At 55.7% G+C, this 24,391-nt stretch carries 27 protein-coding genes; 20 read left to right on the forward strand and 7 right to left on the reverse strand.

Annotated features, from left to right (window positions below):
• Nucleotides 1-5 precede the first annotated feature (5 nt).
• Nucleotides 6-647, forward strand: coding sequence for a metal-binding protein ZinT (gene zinT / locus DG357_RS11195; protein WP_028013135.1), 642 nt, complete (start codon nucleotides 6-8; stop codon nucleotides 645-647).
• Nucleotides 648-693: 46 nt separating this feature from the next.
• Here the strand turns inward: zinT and ydeE are convergent, their stop codons facing one another.
• Entirely contained in the window at nucleotides 694-1,887 is a 1,194-nt protein-coding gene (gene ydeE / locus DG357_RS11200; protein WP_028013136.1) for an efflux MFS transporter YdeE, read from the reverse strand.
• Nucleotides 1,888-2,081: 194 nt separating this feature from the next.
• Here ydeE and eamA point away from each other — a divergent pair, with 194 nt between their 5' ends.
• Nucleotides 2,082-2,981, forward strand: a complete 900-nt coding sequence (eamA, locus tag DG357_RS11205; RefSeq protein WP_028013137.1) for an O-acetylserine/cysteine exporter — start codon at nucleotides 2,082-2,084, stop codon at nucleotides 2,979-2,981.
• Between the two features lie 38 nt (nucleotides 2,982-3,019).
• Here the strand turns inward: eamA and marB are convergent, their stop codons facing one another.
• The 3 genes from marB to marR are packed head-to-tail and all read right to left on the reverse strand — an operon-like array spanning nucleotide 3,020 to nucleotide 4,107.
• The gene (marB, locus tag DG357_RS11210; protein WP_028013138.1) at nucleotides 3,020-3,238 is read right to left on the reverse strand and encodes a multiple antibiotic resistance protein MarB; all 219 of its coding nucleotides are present in this window, start codon (nucleotides 3,236-3,238) and stop codon (nucleotides 3,020-3,022) included.
• Between the two features lie 33 nt (nucleotides 3,239-3,271).
• Complete coding sequence (marA, locus tag DG357_RS11215; RefSeq protein ID WP_008502237.1) at nucleotides 3,272-3,652, reverse strand: MDR efflux pump AcrAB transcriptional activator MarA; 381 nt, start codon at nucleotides 3,650-3,652, stop codon at nucleotides 3,272-3,274.
• 20 nt (nucleotides 3,653-3,672) lie between these two features.
• A complete protein-coding gene (gene marR / locus DG357_RS11220; protein ID WP_028013139.1) occupies nucleotides 3,673-4,107 on the reverse strand; it encodes a multiple antibiotic resistance transcriptional regulator MarR in 435 nt (144 codons plus the stop codon).
• A 256-nt stretch (nucleotides 4,108-4,363) separates the two neighbouring features.
• On the opposite strand from marR, the gene DG357_RS11225 reads away from it, so the two are divergent.
• Entirely contained in the window at nucleotides 4,364-5,029 is a 666-nt protein-coding gene (locus DG357_RS11225) for a MarC family NAAT transporter (protein ID WP_041909999.1), read from the forward strand.
• 180 nt (nucleotides 5,030-5,209) lie between these two features.
• The gene (locus tag DG357_RS11230) at nucleotides 5,210-6,052 is read left to right on the forward strand and encodes a lysozyme inhibitor LprI family protein (RefSeq protein ID WP_069732968.1); all 843 of its coding nucleotides are present in this window, start codon (nucleotides 5,210-5,212) and stop codon (nucleotides 6,050-6,052) included.
• A 137-nt stretch (nucleotides 6,053-6,189) separates the two neighbouring features.
• On the opposite strand, the gene DG357_RS11235 is transcribed toward DG357_RS11230, so the two are convergent.
• On the reverse strand, nucleotides 6,190-7,386 hold the full coding sequence (locus DG357_RS11235) for a sugar transporter (protein ID WP_088205427.1): 1,197 nt from the start codon (nucleotides 7,384-7,386) through the stop codon (nucleotides 6,190-6,192).
• 177 nt (nucleotides 7,387-7,563) lie between these two features.
• Here DG357_RS11235 and DG357_RS11240 point away from each other — a divergent pair, with 177 nt between their 5' ends.
• From DG357_RS11240 to DG357_RS11250, 3 genes are all read left to right on the forward strand, one after another.
• Nucleotides 7,564-8,352: a PhzF family phenazine biosynthesis protein gene (locus DG357_RS11240; RefSeq protein WP_045260510.1), complete on the forward strand. Its 789-nt coding sequence runs from the start codon at nucleotides 7,564-7,566 to the stop codon at nucleotides 8,350-8,352.
• Nucleotides 8,353-8,378: 26 nt separating this feature from the next.
• Nucleotides 8,379-9,173, forward strand: coding sequence for a PhzF family phenazine biosynthesis protein (locus tag DG357_RS11245; protein WP_088205428.1), 795 nt, complete (start codon nucleotides 8,379-8,381; stop codon nucleotides 9,171-9,173).
• Between the two features lie 90 nt (nucleotides 9,174-9,263).
• Nucleotides 9,264-9,746, forward strand: coding sequence for a GNAT family N-acetyltransferase (locus DG357_RS11250; RefSeq protein WP_047368544.1), 483 nt, complete (start codon nucleotides 9,264-9,266; stop codon nucleotides 9,744-9,746).
• Here DG357_RS11250 and ptrR read toward each other — a convergent pair.
• Nucleotides 9,700-10,578 (reverse strand): putrescine utilization regulator PtrR, encoded by an 879-nt coding sequence (ptrR, locus tag DG357_RS11255; RefSeq protein ID WP_088205429.1) that lies wholly within the window; start codon nucleotides 10,576-10,578, stop codon nucleotides 9,700-9,702. The genes DG357_RS11250 and ptrR overlap by 47 nt on opposite strands.
• A 98-nt stretch (nucleotides 10,579-10,676) precedes the next feature.
• Here ptrR and sad point away from each other — a divergent pair, with 98 nt between their 5' ends.
• The 8 genes from sad to DG357_RS11295 all read left to right on the forward strand — a co-directional run bounded on the left by sad (nucleotide 10,677) and on the right by DG357_RS11295 (nucleotide 19,543).
• Nucleotides 10,677-12,065: a succinate-semialdehyde dehydrogenase gene (sad, locus tag DG357_RS11260; RefSeq protein WP_048958829.1), complete on the forward strand. Its 1,389-nt coding sequence runs from the start codon at nucleotides 10,677-10,679 to the stop codon at nucleotides 12,063-12,065.
• Between the two features lie 107 nt (nucleotides 12,066-12,172).
• Nucleotides 12,173-13,762, forward strand: coding sequence for a methyl-accepting chemotaxis protein (locus tag DG357_RS11265; protein WP_088205430.1), 1,590 nt, complete (start codon nucleotides 12,173-12,175; stop codon nucleotides 13,760-13,762).
• Nucleotides 13,763-13,824: 62 nt separating this feature from the next.
• Nucleotides 13,825-14,751 (forward strand): glutaminase B, encoded by a 927-nt coding sequence (gene glsB, locus DG357_RS11270; protein WP_028013148.1) that lies wholly within the window; start codon nucleotides 13,825-13,827, stop codon nucleotides 14,749-14,751.
• The gene (locus DG357_RS11275; RefSeq protein WP_045260515.1) at nucleotides 14,751-15,113 is read left to right on the forward strand and encodes a DUF4186 domain-containing protein; all 363 of its coding nucleotides are present in this window, start codon (nucleotides 14,751-14,753) and stop codon (nucleotides 15,111-15,113) included. The genes glsB and DG357_RS11275 overlap by 1 nt, the downstream gene beginning before the upstream one ends.
• A 170-nt stretch (nucleotides 15,114-15,283) precedes the next feature.
• Entirely contained in the window at nucleotides 15,284-16,249 is a 966-nt protein-coding gene (locus DG357_RS11280) for a sensor domain-containing diguanylate cyclase (protein WP_028013150.1), read from the forward strand.
• Nucleotides 16,250-16,332: 83 nt separating this feature from the next.
• Entirely contained in the window at nucleotides 16,333-16,860 is a 528-nt protein-coding gene (locus DG357_RS11285; RefSeq protein ID WP_045260516.1) for a GNAT family N-acetyltransferase, read from the forward strand.
• Nucleotides 16,861-16,976: 116 nt separating this feature from the next.
• Nucleotides 16,977-18,428, forward strand: coding sequence for a tagaturonate reductase (locus DG357_RS11290; protein WP_088205431.1), 1,452 nt, complete (start codon nucleotides 16,977-16,979; stop codon nucleotides 18,426-18,428).
• Nucleotides 18,429-18,628: 200 nt separating this feature from the next.
• Complete coding sequence (locus tag DG357_RS11295; protein ID WP_028013153.1) at nucleotides 18,629-19,543, forward strand: bestrophin family protein; 915 nt, start codon at nucleotides 18,629-18,631, stop codon at nucleotides 19,541-19,543.
• On the opposite strand, the gene DG357_RS11300 is transcribed toward DG357_RS11295, so the two are convergent.
• The gene (locus DG357_RS11300) at nucleotides 19,531-20,079 is read right to left on the reverse strand and encodes a GNAT family N-acetyltransferase (RefSeq protein WP_028013154.1); all 549 of its coding nucleotides are present in this window, start codon (nucleotides 20,077-20,079) and stop codon (nucleotides 19,531-19,533) included. The genes DG357_RS11295 and DG357_RS11300 overlap by 13 nt on opposite strands.
• Nucleotides 20,080-20,223: 144 nt before the next feature.
• Between DG357_RS11300 and DG357_RS11305 the strand changes: the two genes are divergently transcribed.
• From DG357_RS11305 to DG357_RS11325, 5 genes are all read left to right on the forward strand, one after another.
• Nucleotides 20,224-20,694 (forward strand): GNAT family N-acetyltransferase, encoded by a 471-nt coding sequence (locus tag DG357_RS11305; protein WP_088205432.1) that lies wholly within the window; start codon nucleotides 20,224-20,226, stop codon nucleotides 20,692-20,694.
• Between the two features lie 12 nt (nucleotides 20,695-20,706).
• Nucleotides 20,707-21,147: a GNAT family N-acetyltransferase gene (locus DG357_RS11310; protein WP_028013156.1), complete on the forward strand. Its 441-nt coding sequence runs from the start codon at nucleotides 20,707-20,709 to the stop codon at nucleotides 21,145-21,147.
• Nucleotides 21,148-21,292: 145 nt separating this feature from the next.
• Nucleotides 21,293-22,288 (forward strand): alpha/beta fold hydrolase, encoded by a 996-nt coding sequence (locus tag DG357_RS11315; protein ID WP_048958215.1) that lies wholly within the window; start codon nucleotides 21,293-21,295, stop codon nucleotides 22,286-22,288.
• 44 nt (nucleotides 22,289-22,332) lie between these two features.
• Nucleotides 22,333-23,073 (forward strand): response regulator, encoded by a 741-nt coding sequence (locus tag DG357_RS11320; protein ID WP_049137820.1) that lies wholly within the window; start codon nucleotides 22,333-22,335, stop codon nucleotides 23,071-23,073.
• Entirely contained in the window at nucleotides 23,070-24,368 is a 1,299-nt protein-coding gene (locus tag DG357_RS11325) for an ATP-binding protein (protein ID WP_088205433.1), read from the forward strand. Before DG357_RS11320 ends, DG357_RS11325 begins: the two co-directional genes overlap by 4 nt.
• The last annotated feature ends 23 nt before the right edge of the window (nucleotides 24,369-24,391 follow it).

Below are 24,391 nucleotides of genomic sequence, written 5' to 3' on the forward strand. Positions count from 1 at the left end.
TTACTTTGGCTGCACATATTGGAAAATTTGCCATGACTCTGGGGGCGCTGCTGGTCAGTGGCCAGCTGTTTGCTCACTCGCACGGCCATCAGATGACCGAAGCGGAACAGAAAGCGGCGAACGGCGTGTTTGAGGATAAAGACGTGAAGGACAGAACGCTGTCCGACTGGGATGGCACCTGGCAGTCGGTGTATCCGTTCCTGCTGGACGGTTCGCTGGATCCGGTCTTCAAACAGAAAGCGCAGAAGGATAAAAGCAAAACCTTTGACGAGGTGAAAGCGTACTACCGCAAGGGATATGCCACGGACGTGGATGCCATCGGTATTGAAAATAACGTAATGGAATTCCACAGAGGCAAGGCGGTCAGCAGCTGTCAGTATGACTACAGTGGCTACAAAATTCTGACCTACGCATCGGGCAAAAAAGGCGTTCGCTATCTGTTTGAGTGTAAGGATGCCGACAGCAAGGCGCCGAAGTTCGTGCAGTTCAGCGACCACATCATCGGGCCGAAAGCCTCATCGCACTTCCATATTTTTATGGGCAATACCTCCCACGAGGCGCTGCTGAAAGAGATGGACAACTGGCCAACCTATTATCCAAACGAGATGTACAAAGAGCAGGTGGTGGAGGAGATGCTGCACCACTGATGCGTTATTGCCGGGGGGCGGCTTCGCCTTACCCGGCCACTATTTTTTACGCCGCTTTGGGGGATTCGTTCCACGCCTTCACGCTCATTCCCCGCAAAATCATCAGCCAGGCAACGACGATGGCAACCATCATGATTGCAAACAGCGACCAGTGCGGCAGGTTGGTCAGGATAATGCCGGTGATCATCGGGTTTGCCGCCGCGCCGAGCCAGCCCAGCGCCTGCGCGGAAAAATAGCTCGCCTTCATCCCCGGCGGGGCGATGTTGTCGATCAGCATGTATTCACCCGGTGCGTAGATAATCTCACCCAGCGTAAAGATGGCGGCGGCGATGCCCCAGTAAATCAGGTTCTCCCCGGAGAGCATAAAGCCTCCCAGACCCAGGATAAAAAACAGCGTTGCGGCGGTCATTAAAGGCCGAATATTGCTGGCGGAGATCTTCCGCCCCAGCGCGTACTGCAGCGTCACCACCACGGCGGCGTTAACGGGCAGCACCACGGCGACCACCTTCTGGGCAAAATCGCTGTCGGCATTGGCGGCCAGTACGTATTGCGAAATGCAGCTGGCGAACGATCCGCCCACGTAAGACGCGAGCAGGCCGGAGAGGGTGAACCAGAACAGGGCGCGATCTTTCAGCAGCACCGACGGCTGCCAGGGCATCTTCTCCTCGGCGGTATCCAGCGCGACGCTTTTTTGCACGAAGAAATGTATAAACCCGAGCGGCAGCGCTGCGCAGAAGGCCGCCAGCCAGAACGGCAGCTGCAGGCTGTACATCACCAGCAGGGTGCCAATCGGCGGCCCTATCGTCCAGCCAATGTTCAGGAAGCTGTAGTTGAGCGAGAAGACGCGCGCTTTCTGGCTGGAGGTCAGCACGTCCGAGAACCAGGCTTTCAGCACCGTCGAAAAGACGGAATAGGCGCAGTTGATCAGGGAAAAGAACAGCACTACCAGGGTGACGTTATCCACCAGCGGAATCGCGACAAAACCGGCGATAAAAGCCACGATCGCGATCAGCATATAGCGTTTTTTATCAAACTTATCGGCCAGAATGCCAAATCCCAGGCTGAACACCACGCCAACGGTCAGCGCAATCGTCAGGGCATAACCAATATTCTCGACGCTCATATTAAACACGCGCGTGAGATAAATGGTCATGAACGGCAGCGTTGCCCCCCGACCGATGGTTAATAACAATGACGATGCCAGCAGCGCTGCGGTTGAGCGCCTGAGAGATGGTTTCATATTCCTTCCCGACGGTTGCTTATGCTTTTTTTAGACGAGTGTTAACAGGATTACCATGACATAAGGGGCTTGTATAGCACCCGATTTATCCCTAAGTGCTTCAGCTGCCTGCCAGAAATAATGATCTTCTCGCGGCACACTTTTTTCTGTTACCTTGAAGTGTTAACAAATTATTAATAATTCAGGGGCAGGGTATGACGCGTAAAGACGGACTGCTGGCGTTGCTGGTGGTCGTGGTATGGGGGCTCAATTTTGTGGTCATCAAGCTGGGATTGCACAACATGCCCCCGCTGATGCTGGCCGGTTTGCGTTTTATGCTGGTGGCGTTCCCGGCGCTCTTTTTCGTCGCCCGTCCGAAAATCCCGTTAAAACTGCTGCTGGGCTACGGTCTGACCATCAGCTTTGGCCAGTTCGCGTTTCTCTTCTGCGCCATCAAGTTCGGCATGCCGGCCGGTCTGGCCTCGCTGGTTTTACAGGCGCAGGCGTTCTTTACCATTATTCTCGGCGCATTTGTGTTTGGCGAACGCCTGCAGGGCAAGCAGCTGGCGGGGATAACGCTGGCGGTATTTGGCGTGCTGGTGCTGATTGAAGCCAGCCTGAACGGTCAGGATGTGGCGCTGCTCGGGTTTATGCTCACGCTGGCGGCGGGGCTGAGCTGGGCGTGCGGCAATATTTTCAACAAGCTGATTATGCAGCACGAGGCGAGGCCTCAGGTGATGTCCCTGGTGGTCTGGAGCGCATTGATTCCGATAATCCCGTTTCTGGTGGCGTCGTTTATTCTGGATGGCCCGGAGGTGATGCTGAACAGCCTGGTCGAGATCGATCTGACCACGATCCTTTCTCTCATCTATCTGGCGTTTGTCGCCACCATCGTGGGCTACGGGATCTGGGGTTCGCTGCTGGGGCGCTATGAGACCTGGCGCGTCGCGCCGCTGTCTTTGCTGGTTCCGGTAGTGGGGCTTGCCAGTGCGGCGATACTGCTGGATGAAACGCTGAGCGCGCTGCAGCTGCTCGGTGCCGTGCTGATCATGGCCGGGCTGTACATCAACGTGTTTGGCCTGCGGGTTCGCCGGGCGGCGCGGGTAAGGGGATAGGGCATAAAAAAGCCCCGCGGCTGCGGGGCAAAAACGAATCAGAGGCCGTGCTGATTATAATAAGGCACGCCTAATTCGTCGGATTTGTCGCTACCAGCACCCATGTGGTTGAAATCATAAGGCGACTGGTCATGTGCTGACGGCAAAATCATCGTGTCATGATTATTTTGCTGCGTTGCACCTGGGGTTTGCTCCGCGAAGGTCTGGCTGGAAAACAGCACCAGCAAGGCGAGGGCGGCGGAGGCGGTAACTTTCATTTTTTCCTCGGTTACGTCTTTTACAGGCGATGATTAACTACAGTGTTTTAACGGATACAGGTAACGGGATTCACCCGGCACGCTGGTAATTCGGTACTTATGAGGCGGCACGTCAAAATAGTTCTTGAACGTACGCGTGAGGGTTTGCTGTGATTCAAATCCGTAACGCTCCGCCAGATAAAGGATCGGTTCATTGCTTTCTTTCAGTTTCTGGGCAATTTCCGTCAGCTTGCGGCTGCGAATATATTGACCTAATGAATGACCGGTCTCTTTTTTGAACATCCGTTGCAGGTGCCATTTGGAGTAACCTGAACGCTCAGACACTTTTTCAAGGGAGAGCGGCGATTCCAGGTTATCTTCGATCCAGTCCAAAATGCTATGAATAGTGATAGCGTCAGTATTGCGTCTGGACATCGTCATACCTCTTTTTCTGTTTACGGCAGTATTTTCTTCAGCAAAAGCTCAAGGGTAGCCACTTCATCTGCCGTTAAGTTTTTTGTTAGTTCCTGATGCAGTGTTTGTCCTACTAATTGATGACATTGCTCGCACATAGCCGCACCATCGCTGGTGAGCCTGACCAGTACGCCGCGTTTGTCATTCGGGTTAGGGCTTCGTTCTACCCATCCTTTGCAGACGAGACGATCGAGCATGCGGGTTAACGCACCCAGATCGACAGAGAGCACCTTTTTCAGCTCAACCGGCGTGATACACACTTCGCAGCGAATGGAACACAGCACTTTGAACTGTGTTGCGGTGATATCCAGCGGTGACAGGTAGTCATTGAGCAGGCGATCTTTTTTCTGGTTAACCATATGAATAAGACGACCCAGCGGAACAACGTCGTTAAAGATATCACTGGTGCTTTTCACAATGGTTGCCCTGGCAAGTAGTTTAATCACGGCAGATATTATTGCTCAGGCAAGTATAAGTCAACTGAATGAATCAGCCGATGCCACGAATTGCTAAAACGTTTCATGAACGTTTTTTGCAACCTTTCAAATCAGGAAGATAACAAACGGGTATCGTTCCCAAAGGAAAACTATCGTTACGTTGCGCCGATGGCTGAACGTCACACTTTCACCCTATAATTGCGATGTTAAATGTGGATAAGGACAACGACGCACTATGTTGGATTTGATTAAAGCAATTGGTCTCGGGCTGGTGGTACTGCTGCCGTTAGCTAACCCGTTAACGACGGTGGCGCTGTTCCTGGGGCTGGCAGGGAATATGAACAGCGCCGAGCGCAACCATCAGTCGATGATGGCTTCGGTGTATGTGTTTGCCATTATGATGGTGGCCTACTACGCCGGACAGCTGGTGATGAACACCTTCGGGATTTCAATTCCCGGGCTGCGTATAGCGGGCGGGCTGATTGTGGCCTTTATCGGCTTCCGCATGCTGTTCCCGGCGCAAAAAGCGCACGAGTCTCCGGAGGCAACCAGCAAATCTGAAGAGCTGGAGTCCGAACCGAGCGCGAATATTGCTTTTGTACCGCTGGCCATGCCGAGTACGGCCGGGCCGGGTACCATCGCGATGATCATCAGTTCTGCATCGACGGTGCGCGACAGCTCTACCTTCCCGGACTGGGTACTGACCGTTGCGCCACCGCTAATTTTTGCACTTATTGGGGTTATCGTGTGGGCGTCTCTGCGCAGTTCCGGTGCGATCATGCGCTGGGTGGGCAAGGGCGGAATCGAGGCGATTTCCCGTCTGATGGGCTTCTTACTGGTCTGTATGGGCGTGCAGTTTATTATTAACGGCGTGCTGGAGATTATTAAGACCTACCACTGATGTCAGTGCCGGGTGGCGGATTACCCTTACCCGGTATGTAAAGTATTTATTAAATGAATACAAATAAATTCCGGAAAAATACTTTTTTAATTCAAACCGGGTTAAATGAGCATAGCCAGACTTGTCGCTCGTTAGTTCTTAAAGTAATGTACTGCACTCATTTCTTTTCAGGATAGTGTCATGCGTGCAAAATATTCTTTTATCGTACTCAGTACGTTGCTGTTTTCATTTACTGCCACTGCAGGCTTGTTCGATTCTGCGCCCGAATTTAAATGTGGTCGTGAGGATGCCGTTGCTGCTATGCAAGCAAAAATCAGAGATGATGCAATGAGTAAATTGCAGGAAACGTATCTGGCAACGCCTTCGCAATTTTATGGAAAACCACTTAAATCATACCAGGAAAAAGCAAATCAAATAGCCATTCATCTGGAGAATGTTACAACTAAACCATTTGATAAAAATGATTCAAACCGCAGTTGCTCCGCTAAGGTCACGCTCGCCATACCTACGGAAATCCTTGGGTTTATTGCAGCCTATCCTCAGAAACTAGAGCGGATAAATCAAGGTGGTGGCAAGGTGCTTAATAACAGTGTTCAATGGGATAATTTTGTATATATATTATCCCTGGCGGACAATGAGAAAGACATTTCAGCATCCTATGAATATTCTGACAGAGATTATGTCTCCCAATCATTGGTCGATATGACTATGCTGGCCATGAATAAATCCGAATTTGAGAAAGCCGATCTCAACAACAAATTAAACGATGCAGTGCTGGCCTATTCTGAGAACGATAGTCAACTCAATAATCTCTGGAAATCTCTTCCAGAGTCAGTCAGGGCCTCTATGAAAAAAGAACAGAATCTCTGGATTAACGAGAAAGCTAAAAAATGCGGGAAGATCAGTGATGCGTCTTCCACTGCCACGCCTGTTGAAACAAGAATTAATATCTATCAGTGCCAGGCTGACATAACCCATGAAAGATATGTCTATCTGGGTGGAGAGGAAGAAAGACAGTATTAATACTTATACTGTGGGTCAATCCGACCTGCTGATGTTGTCGATACGGTTATGCCACGCAAGTAATTTCCCCATGCAGTATGGCATCGTACGGGCGTCCTGATTTCAGGACGCCATGCGCCACCCGGCATAAATAAACCTCACCCGTGCTGCCCTTGTTCCTCCAGCGCCACCGGCCACTTGCGGAAGATGAGTACCGACCAGACGAGCGCGACGAGCGCCGGAATCGCCCCCAGATAGCCAATCGCCGACATCGATACGTGCAGGCTAATCTGATTGCCCACCAGCGCCCCCGCGCCAATCCCCAGATTGAAAATCCCCGAGAACAGCGACATCGCCACGTCCGTGGCATCCGGCGCCAGGGCCAGGACTTTCACCTGCATGCCGAGACCAATAATCATGATCGCCACGCCCCAGAACAGGCTCAGGATCGCCAGCTGGCTTTCGCTGCCTGACGCAGGCAGCAGCAGCACCAGGCACGCCAGCAGCAGGCCGATGGCGCTGCTCACCAGCAAGGAGGCATGCTGGTTACCCAGTTTACCAAACAGCACGCTGCCAATAATGCCCGCGCCGCCGAGAATGAGCAGTAAGAGGGTGGCAAAGTTTGCGCTAAAGCCCGCGACCACCTGCACAAACGGTTCAATGTAGCTGTACGCCGTGTAGTGCGCGGTAACCACGATAACGGTAAGCAGGTAGATACTCAGCAGCGCCGGGCGACGCATCAGCAGCGGCAGGCTTTTCAGCGAGCCGGAGTGTTCGCTTGGCAGCGCGGGCAGCAGCTTAATCAGACACACCAGCGTCACCAGCGCGCCCATGCCGATGGCAAAGAAGGTGGTACGCCAGCCGAAGTACTGTCCTACGATGCGGCCAATGGGCAGCCCCAGCACCATCGCCAGCGCGGTACCGGTGGCAATCAGGCTCAAGGCCTGGGCGCGTTTACCCGCCGGCGCGAGCCGAATAGCCAGCGACGCGGTGATCGACCAGAATACCGCGTGGGCAAAGGCAATGCCGATGCGGCTAATGACCAGCACCGTAAAATTCCACGCCATAAACGACAGGACATGGCTGGCAATGAACAGGGCAAACAGGCCGATCAACAGCCTGCGCCGCTCCATCTGGCTGGTCAGCAACATAAACGGCAAAGACATCAGAGCCACCACCCAGGCGTAGATAGTTAACATAATCCCCACCTGCGCCGTTTCCATCCGGAAGCTTTCTGCTATGTCAGACAACAGCCCAACCGGAACAAATTCTGTGGTGTTAAAAATAAATGCGGCAATGGCCAGCGTGACCACGCGTAGCCACGCGACCCTGCGGGAAACTGTGTTCGTTGTCATAGGGATGTCGGAGATTCGTTGCTGGAAAGATGAGAAGGCGATCTTAAAACGTCATACGGCGAAAACTCAACCATTATGTGACGCAGATCTCAATATTTACCTTATGAAAGCGGTAGCCGGGGGCGTTGTTTTCATTGAATATAAAAGTACGACACAGCAAAGACAGGCGGTAAGACAATGCAGGAGATTGATTTTTATCTGGTAGATGCATTCAGCAATACCTCGTTCGGCGGCAATCCGGCAGCGGTTTGCCCGCTGAACGAATGGCTGCCGGATGAGACGTTACTGAAAATGGCGCAGCAGCATAATCAGTCGGAAACCGCATTTTTCGTCTGCACTAAGGGCGGCATTGAGCTACGCTGGTTTACCACGCTCACTGAAGTCAATCTCTGCGGTCACGCCACCCTGGCCGCCGCGTACGTTCTGTTTAATGAACTCGATTACCCCGACTCGCGGATCCACTTTGATACCGCCTCTGGCCGACTGACGGTCAGCCGGGAGGGAGAGTGGATGACGCTGGACTTCCCGGCGTGCCCGACCCGTGAAGAGACGCCGCCGCCGGAGATGCTCGCGGCGCTCGGTATCCGCCATTACGTTGAAGCCCGTAAAGGCCGCGCCTGGGTGATTGTGCTGGAAAATCCCCGGCAGGTTGAAGCGCTTGCGCCGCGCTTTTCGGCAATGACGCCGGGCGAGCATAAAGTGAGCGTGACGGCACCGGGTGAAGGGGAATATGACTTTGTCAGCCGCTTCTTCTCACCGGGCGTTGCCGTTCCGGAAGATCCGGTGACTGGATCCGCGCACACGATGCTGATCCCCTACTGGAGCGAAAAGCTGGGGAAAACGGCAATGTTTGCCCGTCAGGTTTCGGCGCGCGGCGGGGATGTGCGCTGCGAGCTGAAAGGGGAGCGCGTATTGATGAGCGGTCAGGCGTCGTGCTACCTGAAAGGCACTGTGTATCTGCGCTAAAACTGATAACAAAAGAGGAAGAGACAATGCGGGAAATTGATTTTTATCTGGTGGATGCCTTCAGCGACAAAACCTTTGGCGGCAACGCGGCAGCGGTATGTCCTCTGGAAGAGTGGCTGCCGGACGAGACGCTTCTCAAGATGGCACAGCAGCATAACCAGTCGGAAACCGCGTTTTTAGTGCGAACCGACGGCGGATTTGAACTGCGCTGGTTCACCACGCTGCATGAAATTAACCTCTGCGGCCATGCGACCCTCGCGGCATCACACGTCATTTTTGAGTATCTGGACTATCCGCATACGGAAATCCACTTTACCACGCGCTTCGTAGGGGAGCTGACGGTCAAACGCAGCGGCGACTGGCTGACGCTGGATTTCCCCGCATGGTCCACGGAGGTTGTCGATAACCCACCGCCTGCACTGTTTAGCGCGCTGGGCATCCCGGCGGCAAAAGAGGTGCGCGTCGGGCGAGACTACTGCGTGGTGCTGGAGAGCCAGCAGCAGGTGGAGGCATTAATGCCGGATATTGGCGCGATGGTTCCGCTGGGCAAAATGGTCTGCGTAACCGCGCCGGGCGAAGGGGAATATGACTTCGTCAGCCGCTTTTTCTGCCCGGGCGAAGGGGTGCCGGAGGATCCGGTTACCGGGTCCACGCACAGCATGCTGATCCCCTACTGGAGTGAAAGGCTGGGTAAGACGTCGCTTAACGCCCGCCAGGTGTCGTACCGCGGCGGGGATCTTCGCTGCGAGCTGAAGGGCGACCGCGTACTCATTGCTGGTCAGGCCACCCTGTACCTGAAAGGGCGGATCTTTTTACGCTAGCGGCTGCGCGATAAGTTAATACTATGAAGTAGCCTGGCAGGCCTGCGCTATGTTGACATTGAGTTTCACAAATAAAGCAAGGAGCCTGCCATGTATTCCATTACCTCTGAATCTGCACGTCACCCGGACATTCTTATGCTGATTGCGGCCCTCGACCGTTATCAGAGCGAACTCTATCCCGCCGAAAGCAACCATCTGCTCGATCTTTCAGAACTGCCCGCGACATCCCTTATCCTGATGATCGTCCGCGACCCGCAGCTTCAGGCCGTTGGCTGTGGAGCTATCGTGCTCAACGGCGACGGAACGGGGGAGATGAAGCGGGTTTATATCGATCCGGCCCATCGCGGGCAACATCTGGCTGAGAAGCTGCTGGCCGCGCTGGAAGATGAGGCCCTGAGCCGTCACTGCCATACCGTACGGCTGGAAACGGGCATCAAACAGCATGCCGCGATTCGTCTTTATGAACGAAGCGGCTACGATCGGCGTCCGGCGTTTGCCCCATATGTGGACGATCCGCTCAGCCTGTTTATGGAGAAGGCGCTGGTTGAAGACGTTCGTTTAGCAGCGCTATAAAGGCTTCCAGCTGGCGGGTCATCGCCCCGCGTCGCCACACCAGCCAGGTAGTGAGCCAGCGCCAGTTTTCCGCCAGCGGCCAGGCTTCAACCTGATGGTGGCCCGGCATACTTTCCAGCATTGAGCGCGGCATCAGCGCGATGCCCGCGCCCGCGATGACGCAGGCGAGCATGCCGTGATAGGACTCCATCTCATGAATGCGTCCCGGCGCGGCTCTGTCTGCATGAAACCAGCTCTCCAGGTGTCGGCGATACGAGCAGTTTGCGCGAAAGGCATAAACATCGCTGCCGCTCACCTGCGCAGCGCGCGTTACCTCCGTCTGCCCGGCAGGGGTGACCAGCATCATCTCTTCCCGGTAGACCGGCATCCCCTCCAGCTCCGGGTGCGACAGCGGCCCGTCGACAAAGGCGGCGCTCAGGGTTCCCTCCAGTACGCCATCAATCATCGTCCCGGACGGCCCGGTAGACAGGGCAAACTGGATGCGCGGATAGCGCTGGTTAAACTGCGCCAGCGTCTCAGGGATGCGCACGGCGGCGGTGCTCTCCAGCGCGCCGAGGGCAAACAGCCCCTGCGGCTCATCGCCCGCGACGACCATGCGCGCTTCATCCACCAGCGCCATGATCTGCCTGCTGTAGCGCAGGAAGTTATGCCCGGCGGGAGATAAGCGTAAACGCTGGTTCTCACGAATAAACAGCTCCACGCCAAGATCGGCCTCTAGCTGGCGGATGCGGGTCGTCAGATTCGAAGGAACGCGATGCACCTTCTGCGCCGCCTGGGTGATGCTGCCCGTCAGCGCGACGGCGTTGAACATTTCAAGCTGGGTTAAGTCCATAGCATTCTCGTTTCGTGAATAAGGTGGTCAGTATTATTCATTTTTAAGAAATAGCAGAGTGAGCCACACTTAATCAACCGAAATGCGTGGAGAACATCATGAAATATTCATCTGCTACACATGCTCTGTCCGTTAACCCTGCAACGGGCGAAACGCTCGCCTCGTATCCGTGGGCGACGCAGGAAGAGGTTGAACGTGCCATCGCGCTGGCTGATGCGGGCTTTCGTCACTGGCGGTGCGAAAGCGTAGCCCACCGGGCGCAGAAGCTGCGCGATCTCGGCACCGCGCTGCGCGGTCGCGCGGAAGAGATGGCCCGGATGATGTCCCGCGAGATGGGAAAACCCATTCAGCAGGCGCGGGCGGAAGTGGCGAAATCAGCGGGCCTTTGCGACTGGTATGCCGAACATGGCCCGGCGATGCTGAATGCTGAACCCACGCAGGTCGAGAATGACAACGCGGTCATCGAGTATCGTCCGCTGGGGCCAATTCTGGCGGTGATGCCATGGAACTTCCCGCTCTGGCAGGTGCTGCGCGGCGCGGTGCCGATCCTGCTGGCAGGTAACAGCTATCTGCTCAAACACGCGCCCAACGTGCTCGGCTCGGCGGAACTTATCGCGCAGATTTTTGCGGACGCCGGCTTCCCTGAAGGGGTATTCGGCTGGGTGAACGCCACCAATGACGGCGTAAGCCAGGCGATTAACGATCGTCGCATTGCGGCGGTAACCGTCACCGGCAGCGTGCGCGCCGGGGCAGCCATTGGCGCGCAGGCGGGGGCGGCTCTGAAAAAATGCGTTCTTGAGCTGGGGGGTTCTGACCCGTTCATCGTTCTCAACGATGCCGACCTGGATCTTGCCGTGAAGGCGGCGGTAGCAGGGCGCTACCAGAATACCGGGCAGGTGTGCGCGGCGGCCAAACGGTTCATTGTGGAAGAGGGTATTGCAGACACCTTTACCCGACGCTTCGTTGACGCCGTCTCCGCGTTAAAGATGGGCTCGCCGGATGAAGAAGAGAACTACCTTGGCCCGATGGCGCGCTATGATCTGCGCGATGAACTGCATCAGCAGGTGCAGGCGAGCCTGGCAGAAGGGGCAACGCTGCTGCTGGGGGGAGAGAAAATCAGCGGTGAGGGGAATTATTACGCGCCAACCGTGCTGGCGAACGTCACCCCGTCGATGACGGCCTTCCGCCAGGAGCTGTTTGGTCCGGTCGCGGCCATTACCGTTGCGAAAGACGCGGCGCACGCCCTGACGCTTGCCAATGACAGCGACTTTGGCCTGTCTGCCACGGTCTTCACCGCCGACGCAGCGCTTGCGGATAAATTCTCTCGCGAGCTGGAGTGCGGCGGGGTGTTTATCAACGGATACAGCGCCAGCGACGCGCGCGTGGCCTTTGGTGGCGTGAAGAAAAGTGGCTTTGGCCGCGAGCTTTCCCATTTTGGTTTGCACGAGTTCTGTAATGTGCAGACGGTGTGGAAGGATCGCGTGTAATTTATTCGGCCCTCATCACGAGGGCCGTTGTCATTTATCTGCAATGGTTCTGTCATTTTCGTTTCGTAGACTCGCACGCGTCTAACGTCTTGTTACTGAAGAAAATTATGAACCTAACGCAAATTTTTCGCCGTATTGCGCAGCGTCTTATCCCTCGCCAGTTTGGCCTGCTGACGGGTATCTTTTGTATTATTGGCCTTTTCTCCGCGCTGCAGCTCTCCTCATCCTTTCTGCTGAACGCCTCCCTGAAGGAAGCTCAGCGCAATGAACGGCAAAACCTGCTGGCGTATCAGCAGCAGAGCAAGCTGGATCTGGCGCGCGTCTCCCTGCTGGCGGCGAGCGATCTGCTCAACCGCTCCGGCGTCTGGTTTATGCAGGATAAAGAAACCGGCTCGGAAGGAAGCTGGCACAGCCTGATGGACGACGCACAAAAGTCGCTGGCGGTTTCTCAGCAGGCATGGAAAGCCTGGCTGGCGCTCAGCCCGCCAAAAGATGAGGCGCTGATTAACAGTTACCAGCTTTTCTACGATGCCATTAAGGAGCAATCGGAAGCGCTTGTCAGAACCAACTCGATTGATGCCTTTTTTGCCGTGCCGGCACAGGCGTTTCAGACCGACTTTAACGACAACTACGCGCGCTATCAGCAGGCCAGCGAGACGCAGGCCATGCAGGGGCGTCAGGCTTTAATGGCGCAGCTCTCCGGTCTGCAAACGTTGTTCCTGCTGGCGCCGGTTCTGCTGCTCGCCATCGCCGCAGCCGTCTGGTTCGGTATGTCCAGGTGGGTGATTACGCCGTTGCGTCGGCTTATTGCACATATTAACCGGCTGGCCGCTGGAGATCTCTCCGGCACGCCGCCGGACGTGATGCGCTTTAACCGGGAGACGGGACAGCTTAGCGACAGCGTTGCCACCATGCAGCGCGGCTTGCAGCAGCTGGTGACGCAGGTCAGCCACGCCACAGCCACGATGGTGGAGAACATTGGCTCCCTCGCCGAGGGAAACCAGAAGCTGTACCAGCAGTCGGCGCGTCAGGCAAAGGAGCTGGAGGAGGTCACAGCGCATATCGCGGCGCTGGAAACCCACGTGGAAGGGAATACCGGCTATGCCCGCCTCGCCAGCTCGCGCGCGGATGAAGCGCGTCAGGCTGCCGTAGGAGGCGACCAGATGATGTCGACCGTGAATGCCTCCATGCAGGCGATCGTCGAGCGATCGTCAGAGATGCGCGGGATCGTGGCGATGATCGACAGCGTGGCGTTTCAGACTAACATTCTGGCGCTCAACGCCGCCATTGAGGCCGCCCATGCCGGAAACCAGGGGCGCGGGTTTGCCGTCGTCGCCCGGGAAGTCGGGCTCCTGGCGAGAAAGAGCAGCCACTCGACGCAGACCATTCAGGAGTTGATCAACCGCTCCGTGCAGGGCATTGAAGACGGCTCCCGCGCCGTGAATCTGATGGAAGAGAACCTGCAGCAGGTCACCGGTCTGGTGGGCAATTTAAGCAGTTTGCTGAATGAAATCTCGACCGCCACGCTCAGTCAGGGAGAAAGTATTCACCAGATGACGCGCCAGCTTCAGGCGCTGAATCAGGTCTCGCGCCAGACGGATCTGCTGGTTTCTGACGCCTCGGAGGCCTCTGAACGCCTGCAAAAGCAGTCCGATCTTTTATTGCAGGCCGTTTCGCGTTTTCGTCTTAGCGCCTGACGCAATACATTAGCCTCTGTTATACTCGCAGCCCGTTTTAGCCTGAGGGCAAGGAGCAAAGAGTGGCTGCGGTCATCCATAATGAGATGCTGGACGAGATTCTGGCGCAGGTTCGTCCGTTATTGGGAAAGGGGAAGGTGGCCGACTACATTCCGGCCCTTGCCTCGGTGAGCGGGAATAAGCTGGGCATCGCTATCTGTACCATAGACGGACAGCGATACCAGGCAGGCGATGCCACTGAACGCTTTTCTATTCAGTCTATTTCTAAAGTGCTGAGTCTGGTCGCGGCGATGCGCCAGTATGAGGAAGAAGAGATCTGGCAGCGCGTGGGAAAAGATCCGTCCGGTCAGCCCTTTAACTCACTGCTTCAGCTCGAAATCGAGCAGGGTAAACCGCGTAACCCCTTTATCAACGCCGGGGCGCTGGTGGTCTGCGATATGCTGCAAAGCCGCCTCAGCGCACCGCGTCAGCGAATGCTTGAGATTGTTCGTCAGCTTTCTGGCGTGGACGACATTGCCTATGATTCGGTGGTGGCGCGCTCGGAGTTTGAACACTCTGCCCGCAACGCGGCTATCGCCTGGCTGATGAAATCCTTCGGTAACTTCCACAACGACGTGGCGACCGTGCTGCAAAACTACTTCCATTACTGCGCCCTGAAGATGAACTGCGTTGAGCTGGCCCAGACGTTTCTGTTCCTTGCGCACCAGGGGCACGCGCCGCATCTCGATCAGGAGGTGGTTTCCCCGCTTCAGGCGCGTCAGGTTAACGCCCTGATGGCTACCAGCGGCATGTATCAGAACGCCGGGGAGTTTGCCTGGCGGGTTGGCCTTCCGGCCAAATCGGGCGTTGGCGGCGGGGTGGTGGCGATTGTGCCGCATGAAATGGCGATTGCCGTCTGGAGCCCGGAGCTGGATGAAACGGGAAATTCACTTGCCGGCGTGGCGGTTCTGGAGAAGCTGACCCAGCGCCTGGGACGTTCTGTATACTGATGTCTGACCTGGATCCCCTTTTTTCCCGCCTGGCGCGATCAACGTTTCGCTCGCGCTTCCGCTTGGGCAATAAGGAACGACAGTACTGCTGGGACAAAGGCCCCGAAACCATTGACCAGCATGCCGCCGATTTTGTCGCTAAACGCCTTGCACCCGCGCAACCCGCAAACGACGGCAAGCAGACGCCCATGCGTGGCCACCCGGTGTTTATCGCCCAGCATGCCACCGCGACCTGCTGCCGGGGCTGTCTGGCAAAATGGCATAACATTCCCCAGGGCGTGCAGCTGAGCGCGCAGCAGCAACATTATATCGTCAGCGTGATCCACCGCTGGCTGGTGATACAGATGAACGCCCAAAAATGATATTTAATGCGTTCTGCGCTTACCGCCTGCAGCCTCGTACCCGGCTGGCGGACGAGCAAATCGTCATAACGCATTGACGTGAAATGGATAGCGGCTTAACAGGACGTCGAACGCTGACAATGTCTCGGTTTAAGCTACGCTTTGAGTAACGCTTTACGTCAGGAGACATTATGAAAGCACCTGCAACACCTGAAAATGAAATTGACAGACTTAACGCGCTGCGCGAATCGGGTCTGCTTGAGATTGACAGTTCCCCGGCGTTTGACCGCTTAACGCGTCTGGCAAAACGCTTTTTCCAGGTACCGCTGGCCATGGTCAACCTTATTGATGAGCATACGCTGATCGTTAAGTCGGCGGATGGGCAGGCACCCGATTCCGTTCCGCGCAACATCTCTTTTTGTGGCCATACCATCCTCACCGAAGCACCGCTGATCGTCGGGGATATGCTTCAGGACGATCGTTTTGCGGATAACCCGCTGGTGGCCGGCGAACCTCGCGTGCGGTTTTACGCAGGCTTTCCGCTGCGCTTACGCAACGGCGCAAGCGTTGGCTCGCTTTGCCTGATTGACTACGCACCGCGGGAGTTCTCAGCGACCGATCTCGCCGTGTTGGGGGATTTGGGCGCGCTGGCTGAAGATGAGTTTGCGGCAATCAGCGCGGCGACCACGGATGAATTGACCGGATTATTCAACCGACGGGGCTTTAACCAGCTCGTGCGGTTCACGCTCTCCATCGCCCGACGCCGGGCTGAGCCGTTAACGCTCGGCTGGCTGGATCTGGATCGTTTCAAGGAGATTAACGATCGCTACGGGCACGAAGAGGGGGATAAGGCGTTAAAGACCATGGCGCAGCTGATGCGCGCTTCTTTCCGCGAAGCGGATATGCTGGTTCGTTTTGGTGGCGATGAGTTTGCCGTGCTGTTTGCTGATACGGATGAGAAGGGCGCGTGGATAGCCATGCAGTATCTCGCCGAGCAGGTCGAAAACTACAATGCACGCAAGCTACATCCGTGGTCGCTTCTGTTCTCCTGGGGGCTGAGCGAATTCGATCATAACGGCAACGACCTGCAGCAGTGGCTCAAAGATGCCGATGAAAAAATGTATGCCATGAAGCAGCAGCGGCAGCGGGCCAGATGACATAACAAAAGCATATGACTGTTCCGTTTGCGTTAATAAAATGTTAAATGCAAAGTGAGGGTATTCAACGTAAGGACAAAAAAATGAATACCTCACTGCAAATCAAAAACCTCACCCGCGACGACATTCTCACTCATCTTGATGCGCTGGCCGGGATCCTCGAAAACTGCGTAAACGGCGGCGCATCCGTCAGCTTTATGCTGCCCTTTAACCTGGAGAAGGCCCGTTCATTCTGGCTCGGCATAGCTGACAGCGTAGGGCGCAACGAGCGCGTGGTGCTGGCCAGTATTGATCCGCAGGAGGGCGTCATCGGCACGGTGCAACTGATTACCGACCAGCCGGAAAACCAGCCGCACCGTGCGGACGTGGCAAAGCTGCTGGTTCATGAAAAAGCGCGTCGAAAAGGGGCCGCAATGGCGCTGATGGAAGCGCTGGAAGCTGAGGCCCGGGCCAGAAACATTTCGGTTCTGGTGCTCGATACCTCCACCGGCAGCGGCGCCGAAACCTTCTACCAGCGTGCCGGCTGGCAAAAGGTCGGTGAGATCCCGCGCTACGCCCTGATGCCGGACGGCGCTATGACGGCCACGTCGGTGTTCTATAAATTCTTATAATTTTTACACAACCACGCCGGGGATTGATCGAAACAGGGTTTCTGGTCGTAAAGTTTTGATAAGTTATCGTACCAATCTTATCAGGCTGTATGACTAATCATAAAAGGAACCCTCTTGTGAACACGCTCAACCGTCGTGATTTTCCCGGTGCGCAGTATCCCGAACGCATTATTCAGTTTGGCGAAGGCAATTTCCTGCGTGCGTTTGTCGACTGGCAAATTGACCTTTTGAATGAACATACCGATCTCAACGCCGGTGTGGTTATCGTTCGTCCTATTCAGAGCGACTTCCCGCCGTCGCTGAACACGCAAGATGGGTTATACACCACCATTATTCGTGGCCTGAATGAGCAGGGCGAAGAGGTGAGCGAAGCCCGACTTATCCGCTCTGTTAACCGTGAAATCAGCGTCTACGACGATTACGACGCCTTTCTGAAACTGGCACACAGCCCGGATATGCGCTTTGTTTTCTCGAACACCACCGAAGCCGGAATCAGCTATCACGCGGAGGATAAGTTCGACGATGCGCCTGCCGTCAGCTACCCGGCGAAGCTAACGCGCCTGCTGTTTGAGCGCTTTAGCCACTTTAACGGCGCGCCTGACAAGGGCTGGGTTATCATTCCGTGTGAACTGATTGACTACAACGGTGACGCATTGCGTGAACTTGTGTTGCGCTATGCCCAGGAGTGGGCGCTGCCTGCCGCCTTTATCCAGTGGCTGAACGAGGCAAACCACTTCTGCTCAACGCTGGTTGACCGTATCGTAACCGGTTACCCGCGCGATGAAGTGGACACGCTTGAGGCCGGGCTGGGTTATCACGATGGGTTCCTGGACACGGCTGAACACTTTTATCTGTTTGTAATTCAGGGGCCAGCCTCGCTGGCTGGTGAACTGCGCCTGGATAAGTACCCGTTAAACGTGTTGATTGTCGACGACATCAAGCCCTATAAAGAGCGTAAAGTCGCCATTCTTAACGGTGCGCACACGGCGCTGGTACCGGTGGCCTATCAGGCCGGGCTGGACACGGTTGGCGAGGCGATGAATGATGAAGACGTGTGCGCTTTCGTCGAAAAAGCAATTTATGAGGAAATTATTCCGGTTCTCGATTTGCCCCGCGACGAACTGGAGTCGTTCGCCAGCGCGGTAACAGGGCGTTTTCGAAATCCCTACATCAGACACCAGCTGCTTTCCATCGCGCTCAACGGCATGACCAAGTATCGCACGCGTATTCTTCCGCAGCTGCTGGCAGGGCAGAAGGCCTCAGGTCAACTGCCAGCGCGTCTGACGTTTGCGTTAGCGGCACTGATCGCATTTTATCGCGCGGAGCGTAACGGAGAGAACTATCCGGTGCAGGATGATGCGTTCTGGCTGGAACGTTATCAACAGCTATGGGCGCAGCATCGCGATAATCAGCTCGCTACCCGCGAACTGGTGCACGCCGTGCTGAGCGTAGAAGCGCACTGGGAGCAGGACCTGACGAAGGTGGACGGTCTGGTTGACCAGGTGACGCGGGATCTTGATGCCATTCTGCTGAAGGGCATACGCGCAGCGGTGAAGCCGCTTTGCTAATTACGTGACCCGGCTTCGGCCGGGTTTAAACAGGCATTATTTTAGTTACAACATACTATTTACCCTGTTTTTAAAATCAAATGCAGCACCGTGCGGTTTTCATTCTTCAGGTGAGAGAGTGCAATGTTCCGTTAACATGCTTGCAACCGTGATGGGGATCACGTTTAATAGCCACGCTCTTTTCTTGCCTGAAACTCACTATGATTGTTCGTCCTAAACAGCACTGGCTACAACTGATTTTTGTCTGGCACGGTTCGGTACTCCCCAAAATCTATACCCGACTGCTGCTCAACTTCCTGCTTTCTATCGCCGTTATCCTGATGCTGCCGTGGTATACCTCGCTGGGCATCAAATTTACCGTGGCGCCATTTAGCATTCTCGGCGTGGCGATCGCAATCTTTCTTGGTTTCAGAAACAACGCCTGCTATTCACGCTACGTTGAGGCTCGCCAGCTGTGGGGGCAACTGATGATAGCGGCACGCTCGCTGTTTCGCGAGGTAAAAAACACCTTGCCGGACGATAAGCACCTGGGGGAATTTGTCCGCCTGCAGATCGCCTTTGCCAACTGCCTGCGCATGACCCTGCGCCGGGAAATGAACGCTGACCAGCTCTCTCGCTATCTTGCCCCGGACGTTTTAGCTCAGGTAATGGGCGCCAACTCGCCGGCGAACCGTATTTTGCTGGTCATGGGGGAGTGGCTGGCCGTGCGGCGGCGTAACGGGCAGCTTTCGGACATCCTGTTCCACAGCCTGAACAACCGCCTGAACGATATGTCCATCGTCCTTTCCGGCTGTGAACGGATTGCGACAACGCCAGTGCCGTTTGCCTATACGCTGATTTTGCACCGCACGGTGTATCTGTTCTGCATCATGCTGCCGTTCGCGCTGGTTGTGGATCTGCACTACATGACGCCGTTTGTCTCGGCGCTGATCTCATACACCTTTATCTCGCTGGACACCCTGGCGGAAGAGCTGGAAGACCCGTTTGGCACAGAAGATAACGACCTTCCGCTGGACGCCATCTGCAACATGATGGAACGCGATCTGCTGCAGATGAACGATGAAGAGAACATTCCGGAAAGGCTGATGCCGGATAAGCACTATCAGCTGACCTGATGGGCGTTCCACTCGTCGCGGGTGATCTCCCACAGTTCGGAGTCCAATATCCCGCTGACGTAGGCTTTCTTTTCCGTTCTGATGAGCCGCATGCCGCTGCTGTCTGAAATACGACGGGAGCGGCTGTTCGCGGCGGCCTTCGGCGCCCGCAAAACGGGTTTGTTGAGCGTATTAAACCAGTAATCCGTCGCGGCAATGCTGGCCTCACGCATATATCCCTGTCCCTGAAACTCCGGCGCCAGCCAGAATCCGCGGTTATTATCGTCAACATCGTACAGACAGATAATCCCCATCAACGCATCCGGCACCTCACGACGGCGGATGCTCCAGATCCAGGCTATCCCTTTTGCCATATCCGGCAGCGCGACATTATTCACATAGTTTTCCGCGCCATTATCCGGGTAGGGCCAGGGCACGGAAGAGACCAAATAGCGAACGATCTCCCAGCGCGGATACAGCTTTTGAATCTGAACCGCATCTTCGGCGACCAGCGGTTTCAGCAGGAGACGTTCTGTCGTGAGGGTCGGTATTGTCATCTGCGGATCTCCTTATTTAAGCGTTATGTTTTTGTTTGCGTTCTGGTATTTTCATCTCTATCACATTCTGGTGAGGCGTGCTGTGGTTATTCACTACCAAAAATGGGCAACGTCTCTTTCATGGCGAAATATTGAAGAGGTGATATGACGTTACGAACTGCTCATCCACAGGAAGCCGAAATACTCTGGAATATACGCAATCAGGCGATTCGTCACGGCTGCAAAACCAGCTACGACGCTGACGTGATTGCACGCTGGACGCCGGATCTTATGCCCGAGCATTACCGTCAAATGGTCATTGAATACCCTTTTTACGTGGTGGAAGACGAGAAGGGCGTCATTGCGGCTACCGGCTATCTGGATCTCGATACCCATTGCCTGGAGGCCATATTCACCTTGCCTTCAGCCACCGGAAAAGGCATGGCGACCCGAATTATCGAGGCGCTTACACACGAGGCGCGCAGCCGGGGGATAACCCGCCTGAGGCTGGATGCAACGCCTAACGCCCACGCCTTTTATCAGAAGCTGGGGTTTGTGACGCTGCGCGAAAACTATCATCACTCGCGTATGGCGGGGGCTGATTTACGCTGTTTTGAAATGGCAATCGACTTGTAATGTGAGGAACGCATGGCTGTCACGGTAAGACCTCTACGCGAAGATGACTATCCCCAGTGGCGACCGCTGTGGGATGGCTATACCCATTTTTATGATTGCTACCTCGAGGAGTCCGTTACCGCATCGACATGGGAAAGGGCGCTTTCAGCGCATTCACCGATGTTCTGCCGCGTGGTAGAGAAAGACGCAAAGGTCATCGGTTTCGCAATGTGTGTTCTGCACGAAGGAACCTGGTCAACCGCGCCCATCTGCTACCTGGAAGATCTGTTTGTTGATGCAGCCGAGCGCGGCGCGGGAGCGGGTAAGGCGCTTATTGATGCCTTGATAGCGGAAGGCAAGCGCGAAGGGTGGTCAAAGCTCTACTGGGTTACCCGGGAGAACAATCCGGCACGTAAACTCTACGATCGATACGGTGACGCTGACGATTACGTCCGCTATCGTCTCTCCCTTTAAGGCAACAGCGCCTGTGTTTGTATCACACTGTATCCGTGTTCCAGATACATACACAGGCTTGCAATAAACGCGTTTCCGCACATATCCGCTATACATTGAACTGTTGTTATATCCCCGTGAATTGTACTCAACCGGAGATACCAACATGTTCAGCAAACTCGCTTATTCAACGCTTGCTCTCACCGTTTCCCTTGGCACCGTCATGTCATGTCAGGCCGAAGTCACCGGCACTAACTTAGCGGCGGCTTTCGATCGTCCACAGCAAATTAACGCCGGCGATCTTAACGTCGGGTATGTCGACATTGGTCCTAAAGACGGCCAACCGGTCATTTTGTTACACGGCTGGCCCTACGATATTCACAGCTACGCTGAAGTCGCGCCTGCGCTGGCGGCAAAAGGCTATCGCGTGATCGTGCCTTCTCTGCGCGGCTACGGTACTACGCGCTTCCTGTCGGCAAAAACGCCGCGCAACGGCCAGCCTTCCGCGATGGCGAAAGATATCGTGAACCTGATGGACGCCCTGAATATCAAGCAGGCTGTGTTTGCAGGCTATGACTGGGGTGCCCGTACGGCCGATATCGTTGCGGCGCTGTGGCCAGAGCGCGTTAAGTCGCTCGTTTCGGTAAGCGGTTATCTCATCAGCAGCCAGCAGATTGGCAAACAGCCGTTGCCGCCAAAAGCGGAGCAGCAGTGGTGGTATCAGTTCTATTTCGCTACCGAGCGCGGCGCTGAAGGCTATGCCAAAAACACGCATGACTTCGCCCGTTTGATCTGGTCTCAGGCCTCACCTGACTGGAAATTTAGCGACGCTGTCTTTAACGCCAGCGCCAAATCCCTTGATAACCCGGATCACGTTGCGGTAACGCTCAGCAACTATCGCTGGCGCTTAGGGCTGGAAAAAGGCGAGCGCAAATACGACGCCTACGAGCAAAAACTGGCCACGCTGCCGAATATCACCGTTCCGACGATCACCATCGAAGGCGGAAACAACGGGGCGCCGCATCCGGCACCGCAGGCCTACGCGGGTAAATTCACCGGTAAGTATGAACACCGTACCTTCGGCGCAACCGTGGGGCACAATCCGCCTCAGGAAGATCCGCAGGATTTCGTCAAGGCAGTAGTTGACGCTGACAAACTCTGAAATGTGCTATTTTCAGTACGTTACCCTTCGGTCTGGAGATTTCGGTGGAGCATATTGATCATATCCTTGTCGTCGATGACGACAGGGATATTCGTGAACTGATTATCGACTATCTCGTTAAGTCCGGTTATCGCGCCTCCGGCGCGGCAAACGGCAAAGAGATGCGCGTCGTGCTGGACAAGCAGCATATCGACCTGGTGGTGCTGGACGTTATGATGCCCGGCGACGACGGGCTTACGCTGTGTCGGCAATTACGCGTCGGGAAATATAAAGATCTGCCCATCCTAATGCTGACGGCGCGCAACGAGGAGACGGACAGGATCCTGGGTCTGGAAATGGGAGCCGACGATTACGTCGTAAAGCCTTTCGTCGCGCGAGAATTACTGGCGCGTATCAAAGCGATTTTACGCCGTTTTCGCACGATGCCGCCCAATTTACAGGTGACGGAAGCAGGGCGGCTGGTGACGTTCGGCGAATGGCAGCTCGATACCGTTGCCCGCCACCTGATCGACCCGGAAGGGGTGATTGTGGCGCTCAGCGGGGCGGAGTATCGCCTGCTGCGCGTTTTCCTTGACCACCCGCAGCGGGTGCTGACCCGCGATCAGCTGCTCAACCTGACGCAGGGGCGTGACGCCGAGCTGTTTGAACGCTCAATCGACCTGCTGGTTAGCCGGGTTCGCCAGCGTCTGAATGAAGATGCCCGCACGCCCGCGTATATCAAAACCGTGCGCAGCGAGGGATATGTGTTTACCATGCCGGTCACCATCATAGAGGCTAACGAATGACGCTCTGGCCTCGCTCGCTGCTGGCCCGCTTGCTGATCGTCGTGCTGCCCGGCCTGTTGCTCGCCAATGCCCTGAGCCTGACGCTGGTCATGATAGAGCGAATGCACAGCGCCCGAACGGTAATGCTCGGTAATCTGGAATACGATGTCGCGACCAGCGTGGCTATTTTAGACCGCTTACCCGCCAGCGAGCGCGCGGCCTGGTTGCCGCGCCTTGAACGGGGTAACTACCGCTATATTCTGGGGCCGGGAGATCCTGGCAACGCGCCGACGGACAAGCGTTCCCGGGACGCCATCCGAACCTTAAAAGCGACGCTTGCAGCACAGTACCCGCTCAGCTTCACCGCCGTTCCCGGCGCCATTTCACATATCCAGGCGCATCTCACGCTACATGATGGCGCGCCGCTGACCATTGACCTGATCCCTCGGATGCCGCCGGTCGCCAGCTGGCTGCCCGTTGTTCTTATTCTGCAGTTGCTCGTGCTGGCTGCCTGCTCCTGGATCGCCGTACGCCAGGTGATACGGCCTTTTTCACAGTTTACCCGCGCGGTAGACACCCTGGACCCGGCCGCCAACACGCCAATGACGGAAAAGGGGCCGGTCGAGGTGCAGCGGGCAGCACATGCCTTCAACGCGATGCAGGCGCGCATTCAGTCCTATCTCAGGGAGCGGGCGCAGATCCTGGCATCCATATCGCACGATCTCCAGACGCCCATTACCCGCATGAAGCTTCGTGTTGAAATGGCGGATCAGCCTGACCTGCGCGACAAGCTCTTAAACGACCTTGATAATATGTCTCGTCTGGTGCGTGAGGGTATTGCGTATGCCCGGTCATCAGAATCACTGGAAGAGACCTCGCTGAAGCTGGAGCTGAACGCCTGGATAAACAGCATCGCCTGCGATTACCAGGACATCGGTAAAAACGTGCAGTTTCAGGCAGGCGAAAACCGTTTGCCCATCGTCACGCGTCCACAGGCGCTGCGCCGGGTGATGACCAACCTGCTGGATAACGCCCTGAAATTTGGCGACTATGCCACCATTAGCATTGATGACTCGACTGCCGGAGAGGTGGTGATTCACATCATAGACGGCGGGCCTGGGATACCGGATGCCGAGCTGGAGGCGGTATTACAGCCGTTTTATCGGGTTGAAACATCACGCAACCGCGACACCGGCGGGACAGGACTCGGCCTGGCGATCGCAGCGCAGCTCACCGCTCAGCTGGACGGAAAGCTAAAGCTGGAGAACCGCGCAGAGGGCGGGCTGGACGTTTCGATTACTCTCCCGCGCCTTTAATTGTACGGTTCTGTATCTCCCTG

This window comes from Enterobacter bugandensis (assembly GCF_900324475.1).
GTDB classification, from domain to species: Bacteria; Pseudomonadota; Gammaproteobacteria; order Enterobacterales; family Enterobacteriaceae; genus Enterobacter; species Enterobacter bugandensis.

What these genes read in the sequence shown, in the direction of transcription:
- ydeE (WP_028013136.1), bottom strand. Translation starts at nt 1,887, where the DNA reads ATGAAACCATCTCTCAGGCGCTCAACCGCAGCGCTGCTGGCATCGTCA.
- eamA (WP_028013137.1), top strand. Translation starts at nt 2,082, where the DNA reads ATGACGCGTAAAGACGGACTGCTGGCGTTGCTGGTGGTCGTGGTATGG.
- marB (WP_028013138.1), bottom strand. Translation starts at nt 3,238, where the DNA reads ATGAAAGTTACCGCCTCCGCCGCCCTCGCCTTGCTGGTGCTGTTTTCC.
- marA (WP_008502237.1), bottom strand. Translation starts at nt 3,652, where the DNA reads ATGTCCAGACGCAATACTGACGCTATCACTATTCATAGCATTTTGGAC.
- DG357_RS11225 (WP_041909999.1), top strand. Translation starts at nt 4,364, where the DNA reads ATGTTGGATTTGATTAAAGCAATTGGTCTCGGGCTGGTGGTACTGCTG.
- DG357_RS11230 (WP_069732968.1), top strand. Translation starts at nt 5,210, where the DNA reads ATGCGTGCAAAATATTCTTTTATCGTACTCAGTACGTTGCTGTTTTCA.
- DG357_RS11235 (WP_088205427.1), bottom strand. Translation starts at nt 7,386, where the DNA reads ATGACAACGAACACAGTTTCCCGCAGGGTCGCGTGGCTACGCGTGGTC.
- DG357_RS11240 (WP_045260510.1), top strand. Translation starts at nt 7,564, where the DNA reads ATGCAGGAGATTGATTTTTATCTGGTAGATGCATTCAGCAATACCTCG.
- DG357_RS11245 (WP_088205428.1), top strand. Translation starts at nt 8,379, where the DNA reads ATGCGGGAAATTGATTTTTATCTGGTGGATGCCTTCAGCGACAAAACC.
- DG357_RS11250 (WP_047368544.1), top strand. Translation starts at nt 9,264, where the DNA reads ATGTATTCCATTACCTCTGAATCTGCACGTCACCCGGACATTCTTATG.
- ptrR (WP_088205429.1), bottom strand. Translation starts at nt 10,578, where the DNA reads ATGGACTTAACCCAGCTTGAAATGTTCAACGCCGTCGCGCTGACGGGC.
- sad (WP_048958829.1), top strand. Translation starts at nt 10,677, where the DNA reads ATGAAATATTCATCTGCTACACATGCTCTGTCCGTTAACCCTGCAACG.
- DG357_RS11265 (WP_088205430.1), top strand. Translation starts at nt 12,173, where the DNA reads ATGAACCTAACGCAAATTTTTCGCCGTATTGCGCAGCGTCTTATCCCT.
- DG357_RS11275 (WP_045260515.1), top strand. Translation starts at nt 14,751, where the DNA reads ATGTCTGACCTGGATCCCCTTTTTTCCCGCCTGGCGCGATCAACGTTT.
- DG357_RS11280 (WP_028013150.1), top strand. Translation starts at nt 15,284, where the DNA reads ATGAAAGCACCTGCAACACCTGAAAATGAAATTGACAGACTTAACGCG.
- DG357_RS11285 (WP_045260516.1), top strand. Translation starts at nt 16,333, where the DNA reads ATGAATACCTCACTGCAAATCAAAAACCTCACCCGCGACGACATTCTC.
- DG357_RS11295 (WP_028013153.1), top strand. Translation starts at nt 18,629, where the DNA reads ATGATTGTTCGTCCTAAACAGCACTGGCTACAACTGATTTTTGTCTGG.
- DG357_RS11300 (WP_028013154.1), bottom strand. Translation starts at nt 20,079, where the DNA reads ATGACAATACCGACCCTCACGACAGAACGTCTCCTGCTGAAACCGCTG.
- DG357_RS11305 (WP_088205432.1), top strand. Translation starts at nt 20,224, where the DNA reads ATGACGTTACGAACTGCTCATCCACAGGAAGCCGAAATACTCTGGAAT.
- DG357_RS11310 (WP_028013156.1), top strand. Translation starts at nt 20,707, where the DNA reads ATGGCTGTCACGGTAAGACCTCTACGCGAAGATGACTATCCCCAGTGG.
- DG357_RS11315 (WP_048958215.1), top strand. Translation starts at nt 21,293, where the DNA reads ATGTTCAGCAAACTCGCTTATTCAACGCTTGCTCTCACCGTTTCCCTT.
- DG357_RS11325 (WP_088205433.1), top strand. Translation starts at nt 23,070, where the DNA reads ATGACGCTCTGGCCTCGCTCGCTGCTGGCCCGCTTGCTGATCGTCGTG.